The following is a 13,860-nucleotide window of genomic DNA, read 5'->3' on the forward strand; positions in this document are numbered from 1 at the left end:
CGCCCGTCCCGCGGGACGATTGCCCACAACCGGGGGTGGCAGCCCGCCGCGCGCGTCAGCGCAACGCGTCGGCGACCTCCCGCGCCGCGTCCACCACCCGCGGCCCCACCCGCTCCGGCACCGCGTCCGCGAGCATCACGACGCCCACGCTGCCCTCGATGCCCGTGACCCCGACCAGCGGAGCCGCCGCGCCGCTCGCGCCCGCCTCGAGCTCACCGTGGGTGAGCGTGAAGCCGGGTTCGATCAGGCTGCCCTGCCGGGCCGCGAGGATCGCGCGGCCCGCCGCACCCCGGTCCAGCGGGTGCCGGAAACCGGCGCGGTAGGCCACGTGGTAGTCGGTCCAGGTCGGTTCGACGACGGCGACCGCCAGCGCCTCCGCCCCGTCGACGAGGGTGAGGTGGGCTGTCGCGCCTATGTCCTCGGCGAGCGAGCGCAGCGCGGGCAGCGCGGCCTCGCGGACCAGCGGGTGGACCTGGCGGCCCAGCCGCAGCACACCGAGGCCGACCCGGGCGCGACCGCCCAGGTCGCGTCGTACGAGCGCGTGCTGTTCGAGTGTGGCGAGCAGACGGTAGACGACGGTCCTGTTCACACCGAGTTTGTTGGACAACTCGGTGACGGTCAGGCCGTGGTCGGTGTCGGCGAGCAGTTTGAGGACCCTGAGGCCCCGGTCGAGCGTCTGGGAGGTTTCCGCGGTCACGACGCCCTCTCCTTCGGAGTGAGTGACGGCGGACCTTCAAACGACAGCAGCGGCGCCGGTCCCGCGGCGACGCACGTCAGAGGCCGCCGGCAGGCCATGCGCACCGGCTGCGCTCCGCGGCGGCGCTGCCACGGGGCGTTTGCATTGCGGGGGACAGTAGCGAGCCACTCCGCTCAGCGGAAGACCTCGTCCAGAATCCGGGCGCGAGCGACCGGATACGGTCGGTTCGAGGCGGAAGTCAGCCGGTCAGGGAGATTCGCCGGACAAAGTCGACGGATGCGAGCGACGCGCACGGTGTCCGGACAAGCCCGACGGACAGCACATGGAACGCGTAAGGCCCGTACGCCCCGGCGTACGGGCCGACCCCACAGCCGCCGAAGTCACCGCAGTCGGACGCACCGCAGTCGAACTCACCGCACTCGAACTCACCGCACTCGAACTCACCGCACTCGGGAGCACTCACCGGGTCCGGGCGCCACGCCCCTCCACCCTCATCGCATCCGGGTGGCCCACTCCTGCACCTTCTTGATCCGCTCGCGGATCTGGCCGGCCGTGGCCTCGGCGCTCGGCGGCCCGCCGCACACCCGTCGCAGCTCGGTGTGGATGACGCCGTGCGGCTTGCCGCTCTGGTGGACGTACGCGCCGACCATCGTGTTGAGCTGCTTCCTCAGTTCGAGCAGCTCCTTGTGCGAAACGACGGGGCGCCGCTCGGCCGGAAGCTCCAAGAGATCGGCCTCGGTGTCCGGCCGCTTGCGGCTGTGCGCGATCTGCCTGGCCTGCCGCTTCTGGAGGAGCAGCTGCACCTGGTCGGGTTCGAGGAGCCCGGGGATGCCGAGGTAGTCCTGCTCCTCCTCGCTGCCCGGGTGGGCCTGCATGCCGAACTCGGCGCCGTCGTAGAGGACCCGGTCGAAGACGGCGTCGGACTCCAGCGCCTCGAAGGGCAGCATGTCCTGCTCGCCGGTGTCCTCGTCCTGCTGCTTCTCGGCCTCCGCCATCTCCTTCTCGGACTCGGCGTACGGGTCCTCCTCGCCGTCCTTCTTCGGCTTGTCGAGCACGTGGTCGCGCTCGACCTCCATCTCGTTGGCGAAGCCGAGGAGGTTGGGGATGGTGGGAAGGAACACCGATGCGGTCTCGCCGCGCCTGCGGGAACGTACGAAACGTCCGACGGCCTGGGCGAAGAAGAGGGGGGTCGAGATGGTCGTCGCGTACACGCCCACGGCGAGCCGGGGGACGTCGACGCCCTCGGACACCATGCGGACGGCGACCATCCAGCGGTCGTTGTTCTCGCTGAACTCGTCGATCCGCTTCGAGGCGGCGGCTTCGTCGGAGAGGACGATGGTGGCCTTGGTGCCGGTGATCTCACGGATGAGCTTGGCGTAGGCGCGGGCGGAGTCCTGGTCGGAGGCGATGACGAGCCCGCCGGCGTCGGGGATGCCCTTCCTCACCTCTGTAAGGCGCTGGTCCGCGGCGCGCAGGACGTTCGGCATCCAGTCGCCGCGGGGGTCGAGGGCGGTGCGCCATGCCTGGGAGATGGCGTCCTTGGTCATGGGCTCGCCGAGGCGGGCGGCGATCTCGTCACCGGCCTTGGTGCGCCAGCGCATGTTGCCGCTGTAGGAAAGGAAGATCACGGGCCGGACGACGCCGTCGCCGAGGGCGTTGCCGTAGCCGTACGTATAGTCCGCCGACGACCGCCGGATGCCGTCGTTCCCCTCTTCGTACGTGACGAAGGGGATGGGGTTGGTGTCGGAACGGAACGGCGTACCGGTCAGGGCGAGACGGCGGGTCGCCGGGTCGAAGGCCTCCAGGCAGGCCTCGCCCCAGGACTTGGAGTCACCGGCGTGGTGGATCTCGTCGAGGATGACGAGGGTCTTGCGCTGCTCGCAGCGGTTGCGGTGGAGCATGGGCCGTACGCCGACACCGGCGTAGGTGATGGCGACGCCGTGGTACTCCTTGCTGAGCGGCCCGGCGCTGTAGTCGGGGTCGAGCTTGATGCCTATCCGCGCGGCGGCGGCGGCCCACTGCTTCTTCAGGTGCTCGGTGGGCGCGACGACCGTCACCTGCTGCACGACGTGGTGGTGCAGCAGCCAGGACGCGAGCGTCAGCGCGAAGGTGGTCTTTCCGGCGCCGGGCGTCGCGACCGCGAGGAAGTCGCGGGGCTGCTCCTGGATGTACTTCTCCATGGCGCCCTGCTGCCAGGCTCGCAGCTTGTTGGCGGTACCCCAGGGGGCCCGGCCGGGGAAGGCGGGAGAGAGGTGATGGGAGGAGGTGGCGGTGGTAGTCACGGTCTCCGGTTCGACGCTCGTCCAGATATGACAACCGGGCCACCTTACCGGTGCGCCCGTCGCGGGACGGGCTGGACGAGGCCGGGACGGGCCACCGTGAGACGGTCCTCACAACCCCCGCAACGGGTGCGCGATGCCCGGGACATCCACTGACGCACCACTGGCCACGCGATGACCAGGCCGTATGCGGTGTCGTGGCCGGCGGTGGCGAGATCGGCTCCGTGGGCTCCGAGGAGGGTGGCGGGTGACTCCAGGACCCGGTCAGCCGGCCGCCCCGACGGACCCGCCCGTCCGAGGGTTCAGCCTGGTGGCCACCCACGCGCCCGCCAGTGCCACTCCCGCCATCGGGAGGAACACCGCGGCGAAGGCCACCGGGTGCCCGCCCGCGCCCGAGGTCACGCCGTGGCCCACCGCCCCACCGCCCAGCGCGGCGAACGCCGCTCCTCCCGCCGCCAGCAGCAGCACGTTCGAGAGGCCGTCCGAGATCTGCAGGGCCGCCGAGTTCGCGCCCGCCTCCTCCGGGGCCGAGAGCTTCAGGAGCAGCACGCTCGTCGAGGAGATCACCAGGCCCATGCCCAGACAGCCCCACGCCCAGGCGAGGGCGACGATCCAGGCGGGCATCCAGGGAACCAGCACGGTCGGCGCGGTCGCGATGGCCGCCGCGACGAGCACCATGCCGACGACGACGGACCGCTCCCGGTAAGGCTCCATCCACGGCCGGGCCTGGACCCACGATCCGAGGGCCCAGGTCACGCCGCCGAGCGCGAGCGAGAGACCGGCGAGCGTGGGGCTGAGGCCGCGCTGGGTGACCAGCATGAGCGGCACGAAGGACTCGGCCGCGATGAACGACCCGGCCGCGACCCCGCGCAGCAGTACGACGGACGGCAGCCCGCGCGCCGCGCGGTACGTCCCGCGCGGCAGGAGTCCGCGCGCGGCCGGCACCAGCAGCGCCGCGCCCACCGCGGCCGGCAGCAGCGAGAGCCAGCGCAGCTCCTGGCCCGCGTACTGAAGCAGCGCCGCCCCGGCCGAGATACCGAGCGCGAGCCCGATCCGGCGCCGGTCGTACGGCGGGAGCGGCGCGGCCGGGTCGGCGGGCCCGGACGCGGTGCGGCGGATGGCGGGGAGGGCGAGGGCGAGCGGCAGGACGACCAGCGCGGGGATCCCGACGAAGACCCACCGCCAGCCCAGGTGCTCGGTGATCGTCCCGGCGGCGAGCGGCCCGACGACGGACGGGACGACCCAACCGGCGGCGAAGGCCGCCATGATCGCGGGCCGCAGCGTCTCGGAATACGCCCGGCTGACGACCACGTACAGCGCCACGATCACGAGCCCGCCGCCCAGCCCCTGCACGGCCCGGCCGAGGATGAACAGCCACATCGTGCTGGCGGTCCCGGAGAGCAGCAGTCCGGCGGCGAAGGCGGAGATACCGGCGGTGAGCGGGGCGAGCGGCCCGGCGCGGTCGGACCACTGCCCGGAGAGGACCATGGCGAAGAGGCTGGTGGTGAAGTACGCGGAGAAGGCGAACGCGTACAGCGGGATCCCGTTCAGCTCGCGCGCCGCGACCGGCATCGCGGTCCCGACGGCGGTCGCCTCGAAGGCGATGAGCAGGACGACGGAGACGATGCCGATGCTGAGCGCCCGGTGGTCGCCGTCGAGCACGGATCCGCCGCCCGGGGAGGGGACGGCGGTGGCGGGAGCGACGTCGGCGTCGCGGGGTTCGAGGGCACTCATAGCCCCAGAGTAAGGGGCATAACGCTGAATGAACCCTGTCGAGAGTCGGGTGCGGGCTGGTCCCTTGGTCGTAAGCCGACGGACCGACGGACCCACCGCCCGGCCCGAGGACGGCCCCACGGACCGCCCGACCATGAACGCCGCATGGCAGTCGTGTTGCACGCCGACCGGAACCCTTGAGCCCCTCCCCCACCCCGCCCTACGGTCGTACTCGTGCACAACACGACCGTGTGCCCGAGTGGTTGAGGGGCTCGCCTGCAAAGCGAGTTACGCGGGTTCAATTCCCGCCACGGTCTCTGATCCGGACCCCGGATCCTGTCTCCACAGGATCTTCACAAGATCACGTCGCCTGTGTCAGAGTCCGCCCATGACTGATACAGGCACGCGCCGCAGACTGGGCGCCCTCGTCGGAGTCGGCGTCTCCGGGGCTGTGCTGCCGGGCGTCACACTGGGCGCGGAGGCCGCGGACGTGGTCCTGTCGATCGTGATCGCGGGCGTGGTGATCTCCCTCCTCACGCAGCTGATCTACGTCGGCCCGTCCGCCCCGGTCCCACCACTCGCCCTGCTGGCCTTCGCGGCGGCCGGGTTCGTACAGGACTCCCTGATCTGGTGGCTGCTGTCCTGGCTGGGCGGCGAGATAGCCGCGTTCCGGGTGGAGGGTTTCGGCACGATCCTGCTCGCCGGGCTCATCACACGCGCCTCGATCCTCGCGCTGTCCCTGATCGGCACAAAGCACCCGACCGACACCCCGGCGACGGACTGACGAGGAATCACCGCCCCCGCGTCCTCCTTTCCCTCTTGAGTAGGCTCCTGTTGCTCCAGCAACCGTTGGGGCGGCACGGGGGTACGACAGGGGGAGCTCACACGTGGAACGGCCGCGCCCGAACGAGGAGTCCGCGCGACGGATCGGCCCGTATCGTCTGATCACGCGTCTCGACCCGCCGTCGCCCCGGCAGAGCGGCCACGTCCCGTGCCGCCGTTTCGTCGCCCGCAGCGCGGAGGGCGCCCGTACGGTGCTGCTCTCCGCGCCCCTGCCCGGCGCCGACCCCGCGCGCTTCCTGACGGAGGCCCACGCGGCGCAGCGGCTCCTGAGCCCGTGGATCGCCCCGGTGACGGAGGTGGCGGATCCCGCTTCGTCCCCGTTCCACGCGACCCCGTACGTTCCCGCTCTCCCGCTCCCCGTCGCCCTCGCCGTGCACGGCGGCCCGTTGCCGGAGGAAACGGTTCGCGTGATCGGCGTCGCCCTCGCCGAGGCGCTGGCCGCCGCACACGCACAGGGCGTCACGCATGCGGGGGTGTCCCCCGCCGCCGTCCTCCTCACCTCCGACGGCCCGCGCCTGACGTGCTTCGGCGCGGTAAGGGCAGCGGCGCCGGACGGGGGGCAGAGAAACACCCTCCCGGGCCTCGACCCAGGCGCACTGGCGCCCGAGCAGGCGTCGGGTGGACGGCCGCGCCCGCCGGGTGACGTGTACGCGCTCGGTGCCGTCCTGGCGTACGCGTCCACCGGGCACACCGTCCCGGAACGCTCCGAACTCCCGCCGGCCCTGCGCCCGTCGACAGCCTCCTGCCTTTCCCGCGACCCCGCGAACCGGCCCACCGCGGCCGACGTCATGACCGCCCTCGCGCCGCCGACCCCGCACGAGACGGTGCTGAGCTCTGCGGGTTCGCTGCTGACCCCCGGCTGGCTGCCCGGCCGGGTCGTCGCGGCGCTCGCCCGCCAGTCGTCCGAGATCCTCGCCGCCGAACTGCCCTGGAACTGACGCGATGCTGTCACCACTCACCCACAGCGACCCGGCGGCCATCGCCACGTACCGTCTGCTCGCCCGTCTGGGCTCGGGCGGCATGGGCACGGTCTATCTGGCCCGGACGCCCGGGGGCCGTACGGTCGCCCTGAAGACGATGCATGCCCGGCTCGCCTCCGAGGCCGACTTCCGTACCCGCTTCCGGCTGGAGACGGACGCGGCACGGATCATCGGCGACCGCCACGGAGCGGCCGTCGTGGACGCGGACCCGCTGGCCGAAACCCCGTGGCTGGCCACCGAGTACGTCCTCGGCCCGCCGCTCGACGACGCGGTCGCGCTGTGCGGTGGCCTCCCCCAGCCGACGGTCCGCGCACTCGGCGCGGCCCTCGCGGGGGCCCTGTCGCAACTCCACTCCTCGGACGTCGTCCACCGCGACCTGAAGCCCTCCAACGTCCTGGTCACCGCCTACGGCCCGAAGATCATCGACTTCGGCATCGCCCGCGCGGCCGGCGACGACCGCCTGACGAGCACGGGCGCGGCGACGGGCACCCCGGCGTTCATGTCCCCCGAACAGGCGGGCGGCCAGGAACACACCCCGGCCGGGGACGTCTTCGCCCTCGCAGGGGTCATGGTCTTCGCGGCCACGGGCCACGGCCCTTTCGGCACGGGCGCCCCGGCGGACCTCCTCTACCGCGTCCGCTACGCCAGCCCCGACCTCGCGGGCGTCCCGGAACCCCTGCTCCCCGTCCTGACGGCCTGCCTCGCCAAGGACCCGACGTCCCGCCCGACGACCACGGAGCTGGCGACCCACCTCCACGACGGCCAGGGCGACTTCGCGGACCACCTCCCGCCCCTGCTCCTCACCGACATCGCCCGCCGAGCGACGGAGGTCTGGCTCCCCCACCCCCACCGGCTCCCGGCCCCGGCGGACGACCCGTACGCGGAGACGGTGTCGGCCGGCTCTCCTCGCTCGGCCTCCCGCCTGCTGTCGCGGCGCTCACTGCTGGCACTCGGCGGCGGCGCGCTGCTCGCCGCCGGCGGCGGAGCGTGGGTGTGGCAGAGCGGGAGGACGGCGGAGAACGAGAAGCTGCCCACCGCTCCCCTGCTCGGCGACGGCCCGCCGTCCCTGTGGAGCCGCGAGATGGCTGTGGGCGCGGAGGACGAACGGGGCTTCCCTCTGGTCATCGAGGACGCGGTGGCCCTGGTGGCCGGCACGGGGATCGCCGCCCAGGACCAGAAGACGGGTGACAGTGCGTGGTTCTGCACCGTGGAGACATCCGCGCAAGCGGTCACCACCGACGGGAAGCAGATCTACGTCGTGCCGCAGAAGCGGGAGGACGTGCACAAGGAGTTCGCGATCCACACCGTCGACCTGGACGGCGGTGATCTCGGACCGGCCGTGGCGCGGATCAAGGACCTCAACGCCAACATGTACTCGACGCAGTTGCTCTGCGCCGACGACGGTGTCGTGTTCCTGGCCGGGGCCGGCGGCACACGGGCCACGCTGGAGAAGTCGTTCCTCCTCGCCGTCGACGTCTCCACGGGCAAGGAGCTGTGGCGGGAGGAGGTCGTCAATCCGGAAGGGGACACGTCGTTCGTGGGGGGCGCTGCCATACGGGGCGGCATGCTCGTCTCCGCCGAGTTCGGAAGGGAGCAGTCCACCTCGCGTCTCGTCACCCGGGATGTACGTACCGGTGCCATTAGGTGGCAGCTGACGTCCCGGTACGGTCCCGGACGTCGCCCGCCCTGTGTGGACGACTCCCACGTGTACGTCGGAGGTGAGTCTCTCGTGGCCCTCCGTCTCTCCGACGGAAGTCGTGCCTGGTCGTTCGCCTCCGGAGAGGGTGAGGCCTTCGGCGCCACAGCGGTCCGGGACGGCGTGGTGTACACCGTCGGGCTCCGGGGCATCGTCGCCGTCGGCGCCGCCGACGGGAAGATCCGCTGGCACGAGCAAGCCGGCACGCAGACGCACGAGGACACGGTCGGTGTGGCCCCGGTCGTGGGCGAACGGCACGTCTACAACAAGGTTTCCTCAGGGCTCAGCGCCATCGATCTCAAGACTCACCGCAGCAGTTGGGTCTACCAGACCGACGTCGATCACCTCGTCGCGCAGGAGCGGGACGGACGGCTCTTCGCCGTGGGCGAGGACTTCCTGATCGCCCTCCCTCTCCAGTGACTCGTACAGACAGACAGGACGTACCCCACCCATGAACCCCCTCGATGTCGGCGATCCGCTGCGGCTCGGCCCGTACCGTCTCATCGGCGTACTTGGCGAAGGCGGCATGGGCAAGGTCTACCTGGCGGCCGACCAGGGGGGCCGCCCCGCCGCGGTGAAGGTGCTCCGGCCGGATCTCGCTCACGACCAGCACCTGGCCCAGCGCTTCGTTCGCGAGGCGGGGACCGCGCAGTCGGTGACGGGCAAGGGATTCGCGCGCGTTCTCGGTGCCCAGACGGAGGGCGGCAGGCCGTGGATCGCCACCGAGTTCCTCGCCGGTCCGACCCTGGAAGAGGCTGTGGCCGCGCACGGCGCTCTCGATGAGCCGAGCGTCCGGGCGCTGGCCTCCTCGCTTGCACGGACACTGGGTGACATTCACGCGGCCGGGCTGATCCACCGCGACATCAAGCCGGCCAACATCGTGCTGACCTCCGACGGGCCCCGCGTCATCGACTTCGGCATTGCCCGCCCCGAGCACGGGCTGACCCTGACCACCACGGGCCAGATCCCGGTCACCCCCGGGTACGGCGCGCCGGAGCAAGTGCTCGGCCGACGCGTCACCGGCGCCGCGGACGTCTTCTCGCTCGGCGCCGTACTCGTGTACGCGGCGACCGGCAGGCCCGCGTACACAGGACCGCATGTCGCGGCCGTACAGTACGCGGTCGTCCACGATCAGCCCGATCTCGCCCGGCTGTCACCACAGCTCCGGGCGCTCGTGGAACCCTGTCTCGCCAAGGACGCGGTCCTTCGCCCCACACCGGAACAGATCGCCCGTGTCTTCTCCGTGCCCCGGAACGCCCGGCCCCTCTGGCGCCACGGACCCGTCTTCCAGGAGATCAAGGAGCGGGAGACGACAGTCCTCAGGCAGACCACCGCTGCCCGCACCGCGGGGCGGTCGATGCCCGACAGGCGCCGCTTCCTGGCGACGTGGGGTGTCGGCGGTGGCGTGCTGCTGGCTGCCGGCGGCGGATCCGCCTGGTGGCTCTCGGAGCGTGCCGCGAACGAACTGCCGCCGGCGGGAGACGCTCCGGACGCCCCTCTCCTCGAGGCGGAGAGCGAGGGCATCAGGCCGAAGCCCCTGTGGGGGCCGGTCGAAGCCGCCGCCCGGGGCCCGCTTCCCACCCCGGTCGTGTTGCGAGACGTAGTGATCTTCGCGGCCCGCGACGGCGGCCTCACCGCCCTCGCGGTCACCGACGGGAAGCAGAAGTGGACGCTGCCGCATCTGTCCGTCCGTGCCCGGCAACTCGCCGTCGACGAGGACCATGTAGCGGTGGCGGACGATTCCGGCAGGCTCACGGTGCTCGAGGCATCGACCAGCGCGGAGAGGTGGTCGGTGGCGGACGCCGACGTGGCGCTCCTGTTGGCGGCGGATTCCGGTGGCATCTACTTCATCACCAAGAAGGGGACTCTGCGCGCCGTCGACATCACCGGCCGGAAGGTGCGCTGGACCGGTCCCTCCGTCAAGACTCCGGAGGGCGACACAGGACCGCTCGCCGCGGCGGGCGGGAATCGCCTCGTCGTGTCCCTGGCGAGCGGCAACGTCTCGGCCGTGGACACCACGACGGGCCGTGAGCTTTGGGAGATCCGCGGCCAGGGCACGACCGCCCTGCAGCCTCTGATCGACGGCGACACCATCTATCTCGGCGGCCGGACTCTGACCGCCGTGACTCTCGACGGACGCCGGTTGTGGGCAGTGGATGCCCATTGGCCGCCGAGCGGCACCCAGGGCGGCTGGGGGCCTCCCGTCCTGGACGGCGAGGGGATCATCGCGGTCGGCGGCGCCTTCGCCTACCGCTACGAGAAGTCCGGGAAGTCGGACGGTGACCTGTTCGCCGGTCTGAAAGGCACACGGCCGCCGTTGACTCCTCCCGTGATCCAGGGAAACTGCATCTGGGTGATCGAGGGGGACCCGGACTACGGCGTATCCGGCCTCTCCAAGCCGAACAGCAAACGCGTGTGGACGTACGAGCGGGACAACCGCGGCCCATGGAGCATGACCGGCGCGGGCAACCGGGTCTTCCTGATCAGCCGGGGCCAGGTGGTCGCCATGCCCACGTTCTGAGCCGGCAGCACCGCCGTCGAGCGCCGGTGCGCTGACTGGATCGAAGCGCGTTCAGGTGTGCTTCAGTGCAGGCGCCGGCGCAAGCCCTCCGTCGTCCGCGCAGCCCAGCTGCTGTGCGACCGACCGGGCCGCGGAGTGGACGACGGTGGCGTTCGCGTCCTTCAGGGCTCCCTGCTCGCCCTTCGGGGCCCGCGAGAGTTCCACCGAGGCCAGGAGGTACGCCGGGCTCTGCTCGGAGGAGCTCAACCGACCGCTCTCGCAGGAGAACCACACATACGCCCGCTGAGAGCCGACCGAGGCCCGCACACCCATCTCGTACCGCTCCAAGGACGACGCGATCTTCCCGTCGCCCTTCGCCTCGTCGGCATCGGAGAGACGGAACTCGATCCGGACGTCGGCGGGGCCGGCACCGAGGTTCTTCTCGGTCGAGATCGCACAGAGAGCGACCACATCCCGCTTGTGGGGCGGCGTGTTCAAAGGCGCCCAGTTGGCGATCAGCCCCCTGGCCACGGCGCTCGGGTCGGCGGCCGCGTCCGTCGGGTGCAGTTCGGACGTCCCGGTCAGCAGCGACAGGGCCGAACGGGCCGCGGAAGTCACCGCTCCCCCACAGAGACCCGCACTCGCCGCCTGCGATGACGGCGTGCCCTCCTGAGCCTTGCCCTTGTCGTTCGTTCCGCCACACGCCACGGCACCGAAGAGCAGCGCGGTGATCGCCGCGACGCTCACCGCCTCCCGGGGCTTCGCCATCCGCTTCATCCTGTCAGCCGGTCTCGGGGTCCTGCCCCTGCTGATCCTCTTTGGCGTTTCCATTGATGTATCCGCCGTTGGCCGATTCCTTCAGGTCCTGCCCGAAGTCGCTGTCGGGCGGGACCTGATGCCGCTCCATGAAGTCCCTCATCGCCGCCTTCGAGTTCTCCTCGCCCGCGGTGTAGATGTTGGTCTTCTGCTCCCGGATCTGGTCGTCGACCTCGTCCTTGTGCTCTTCCTGTTTCGCGTCGGACCAGTCACCGATGAACTGCCCGGAGAGCTGCTCCAGTGCGCCACTGCCTGTGTCCACCGCGAGCGGTACGAGAATGGCCGCGGCTCCGGCGGCGGCGACCGTCGCCGGCAGGAACGCGACACCCGCGCCGATGGCGGCCGCCGCTCCGAACTCCATCCACCCCGCTCGCTTCTCCAGGGCCTTGTTGTACTCCTCGTCCTTCTTGAGAGTGTCGGCGGTGACCTGGTCGGCCCGCGACTGGTCGAGGATGCCCTGGACCTCGGCCCCCGTGTAGATGGCCGAGCGGGCATGGCCGGTGTCGATCTTGCCGTTGGCATCGACGGCATGAGTGTCGAGCATGCCGTTGGTGTAGACCCGTTCGGCCATCGCGATCGTCGCGTAGGAGTCGGGGTGCTGTCCGAGCGTGCTGAGGAAGTTCAGCGCGCCGTCGCGGCCGAACTCCCCATGGTTCTTGGGGTTCCGCGCCTCCGGGAACTTCTCGGAGTTCGCGTTCTCCGGCGCGTACATGCTCTGCGGGTTGTTGTCGTTGAGCGCCCAGTTGAGGTCGTCGATATAGCCGGCGCCCATCGTGCCGAGGCTGTCCGCCATCGTCTCCTGCTTCTTGAGCAGGCCGGGGTCCGTGCCGTACTTCTCGACGACCTTCTCCATGATCGCGACCGACGTCTCGTCCTTGACGAGCTTCGGGGACGGGTCGTCCCAGGCGTGGCCGAGCGTGGCCGCCTCGAGCGCGTGGCCGAAGGCGTCGGGCATGTAGGCCAGGGACTTCTTGGCCTCGTCCGGATGGTGGCCGTCGATGTCCGGGAAGAACTCGTACTTCTCGTTGCCGAAGAAGTCGAGATAGTTGTCGATCCTGTTGCCGTCCTTGTCCTTGCCCAGGTTCAGCTCGCCGCCGGGAGTCCCGTCCTCGTTGTACGCGGTCGGGTCTGCGGAGAAGAACTGTTTCGCGGCCTCCGGGCTGTGGCCGAGGGCCTCCAGCATCGGCACCATGGGGTCGTATCCGGCTCCGTTGACCCCGGACGGGTTGAACGGGTTCTTCTGCCAGCCGCCGATCGACTTGTTGTCGGCGAACATGTACGGGTCCTTGGCATGCAGCTGCGCCACATGCTCGGCGATCGGGTTGAGGAACTTCGGGTCGTAGTTGCCGTACCGCATGATGCCGCCGAGCAGCTGGTAGCCGAACGGCCCGTTGTAGTCGTTCTTGGCGAGCGGAATGCGCTCGGTACCGATCTTGCGCATCTCGGCGGACCAGTTCTCGGTCCATTTGTCGCCGCCCTGCGTGGCCGCGGCGAGGTTGAGCCCGAGGTTCCTCTGCAGTTCCTGCACATCGGCCAGGCGCTGCTTGTCCAGCTTGGCGTAGTCGTAGGTGTCCGTCGACAGCTGGCCGAAGAACTCGAGAGCGCCCTTGGGGCCGAGGCCGTCGTAGAACGTCCGGGAGAAGTCCTTGGAGGAGCTGTTGTCCTTGAGCAGCTCGTTGAGTCGCTCCAGCTCCTCGTGGGAGAGGTCCCTGCCCTTCTTGGCGAGGTCGAGGGCGCGCTGCGCCTCCTCGGCGTCCAGGCTGCCGTACCTCGGCGCGCTGAAGTTGTGCTTGTCGCCGGTGATGTTGGCCTTCAGCGCGTTGGAACAGGCCACGTCGGCGTCGTCGCACGTCTCGACGATCGCGTCGATCCTCTTCTGCATCGTGTCGATGGAGGCGCGCTGCTTGCGCAGCGCCTCGGGGTAGTCCGGGTCGTGCCGGGCCGCATTGTCCTTCTCCAACGGATACACGGCCTCGACCTTGCCGTCCGTCCTGACGACGAGGTGCTGGGCCGGGGCATCGGTCTCCACGATCTTCTTCAGATCGTCCTTCGCCTTCTTGAAGGCGTTGTAACCGTCCTCGAGGATCTTGAAGATGCCCTCCGCAGCCTTGGCGGCGTCTCCGAACTCCTTCGCCGTCTTGTCCACGAACGGCTTGGTGACCTCGGCGTTGACCCCTCGCCAGTAGTCGTCCTTGGCCTTCGCGGCCATGGTCGTACGGGCGTCCTCGGCAAGCGTCTCGAGCTTGCCCTTCATCTCCGACCAGTTGTCGGCAGACGCCTTCATCTTGTCGAGCGGCGCCTGGTACACGTTGTCGAAGGTCAGCACGGCAGATCCC

At 70.6% G+C, this 13,860-nt stretch carries 9 protein-coding genes and 1 tRNA gene; 5 read left to right on the top strand and 5 right to left on the bottom strand.

Features of this window, described 5'->3' with window-relative positions:
• Window positions 1–55: 55 nt before the first annotated feature.
• The 3 genes from ACFQ7Q_RS05660 to ACFQ7Q_RS05670 all read right to left on the bottom strand — a co-directional run bounded on the left by ACFQ7Q_RS05660 (window position 56) and on the right by ACFQ7Q_RS05670 (window position 4,710).
• A complete protein-coding gene (locus ACFQ7Q_RS05660; protein ID WP_361862844.1) occupies window positions 56–697 on the bottom strand; it encodes a helix-turn-helix domain-containing protein in 642 nt (213 codons plus the stop codon).
• Between the two features lie 491 nt (window positions 698–1,188).
• Window positions 1,189–2,979 carry a DEAD/DEAH box helicase gene (locus tag ACFQ7Q_RS05665; protein ID WP_383550330.1) on the bottom strand — a complete coding sequence of 597 codons (1,791 nt, stop codon included), beginning with the start codon at window positions 2,977–2,979 and terminating at the stop codon, window positions 1,189–1,191.
• A gap of 261 nt (window positions 2,980–3,240) precedes the next feature.
• Window positions 3,241–4,710: an MFS transporter gene (locus tag ACFQ7Q_RS05670; protein WP_383550332.1), complete on the bottom strand. Its 1,470-nt coding sequence runs from the start codon at window positions 4,708–4,710 to the stop codon at window positions 3,241–3,243.
• A 224-nt stretch (window positions 4,711–4,934) separates the two neighbouring features.
• Between ACFQ7Q_RS05670 and ACFQ7Q_RS05675 the strand changes: the two genes are divergently transcribed.
• The 5 genes from ACFQ7Q_RS05675 to ACFQ7Q_RS05695 all read left to right on the top strand — a co-directional run bounded on the left by ACFQ7Q_RS05675 (window position 4,935) and on the right by ACFQ7Q_RS05695 (window position 10,729).
• Window positions 4,935–5,006, top strand: a tRNA-Cys gene (locus tag ACFQ7Q_RS05675).
• A gap of 71 nt (window positions 5,007–5,077) precedes the next feature.
• Window positions 5,078–5,473 carry a hypothetical protein gene (locus tag ACFQ7Q_RS05680; protein WP_383550334.1) on the top strand — a complete coding sequence of 132 codons (396 nt, stop codon included), beginning with the start codon at window positions 5,078–5,080 and terminating at the stop codon, window positions 5,471–5,473.
• 103 nt (window positions 5,474–5,576) lie between these two features.
• Window positions 5,577–6,470, top strand: a complete 894-nt coding sequence (locus tag ACFQ7Q_RS05685; RefSeq protein WP_383550336.1) for a serine/threonine protein kinase — start codon at window positions 5,577–5,579, stop codon at window positions 6,468–6,470.
• 4 nt (window positions 6,471–6,474) lie between these two features.
• Window positions 6,475–8,628 carry a protein kinase gene (locus ACFQ7Q_RS05690; protein ID WP_383550338.1) on the top strand — a complete coding sequence of 718 codons (2,154 nt, stop codon included), beginning with the start codon at window positions 6,475–6,477 and terminating at the stop codon, window positions 8,626–8,628.
• A gap of 31 nt (window positions 8,629–8,659) precedes the next feature.
• Window positions 8,660–10,729 (top strand): PQQ-binding-like beta-propeller repeat protein, encoded by a 2,070-nt coding sequence (locus tag ACFQ7Q_RS05695; protein ID WP_383550340.1) that lies wholly within the window; start codon window positions 8,660–8,662, stop codon window positions 10,727–10,729.
• Window positions 10,730–10,780: 51 nt separating this feature from the next.
• On the opposite strand, the gene ACFQ7Q_RS05700 is transcribed toward ACFQ7Q_RS05695, so the two are convergent.
• Both ACFQ7Q_RS05700 and ACFQ7Q_RS05705 read right to left on the bottom strand, forming a co-directional pair.
• Window positions 10,781–11,476 carry a hypothetical protein gene (locus ACFQ7Q_RS05700; protein WP_383550342.1) on the bottom strand — a complete coding sequence of 232 codons (696 nt, stop codon included), beginning with the start codon at window positions 11,474–11,476 and terminating at the stop codon, window positions 10,781–10,783.
• Between the two features lie 13 nt (window positions 11,477–11,489).
• On the bottom strand, window positions 11,490–13,850 hold the full coding sequence (locus ACFQ7Q_RS05705; RefSeq protein ID WP_383550344.1) for a hypothetical protein: 2,361 nt from the start codon (window positions 13,848–13,850) through the stop codon (window positions 11,490–11,492).
• Between the last annotated feature and the right edge of the window lie 10 nt (window positions 13,851–13,860).

Source organism: Streptomyces sp. NPDC056527 (assembly GCF_042794475.1).
Lineage (GTDB): Bacteria > Actinomycetota > Actinomycetes > Streptomycetales > Streptomycetaceae > Streptomyces.

What these genes read in the sequence shown, in the direction of transcription:
- ACFQ7Q_RS05670 (WP_383550332.1), bottom strand. Translation starts at nt 4,710, where the DNA reads ATGAGTGCCCTCGAACCCCGCGACGCCGACGTCGCTCCCGCCACCGCC.
- ACFQ7Q_RS05680 (WP_383550334.1), top strand. Translation starts at nt 5,078, where the DNA reads ATGACTGATACAGGCACGCGCCGCAGACTGGGCGCCCTCGTCGGAGTC.
- ACFQ7Q_RS05690 (WP_383550338.1), top strand. Translation starts at nt 6,475, where the DNA reads ATGCTGTCACCACTCACCCACAGCGACCCGGCGGCCATCGCCACGTAC.
- ACFQ7Q_RS05695 (WP_383550340.1), top strand. Translation starts at nt 8,660, where the DNA reads ATGAACCCCCTCGATGTCGGCGATCCGCTGCGGCTCGGCCCGTACCGT.
- ACFQ7Q_RS05700 (WP_383550342.1), bottom strand. Translation starts at nt 11,476, where the DNA reads ATGGCGAAGCCCCGGGAGGCGGTGAGCGTCGCGGCGATCACCGCGCTG.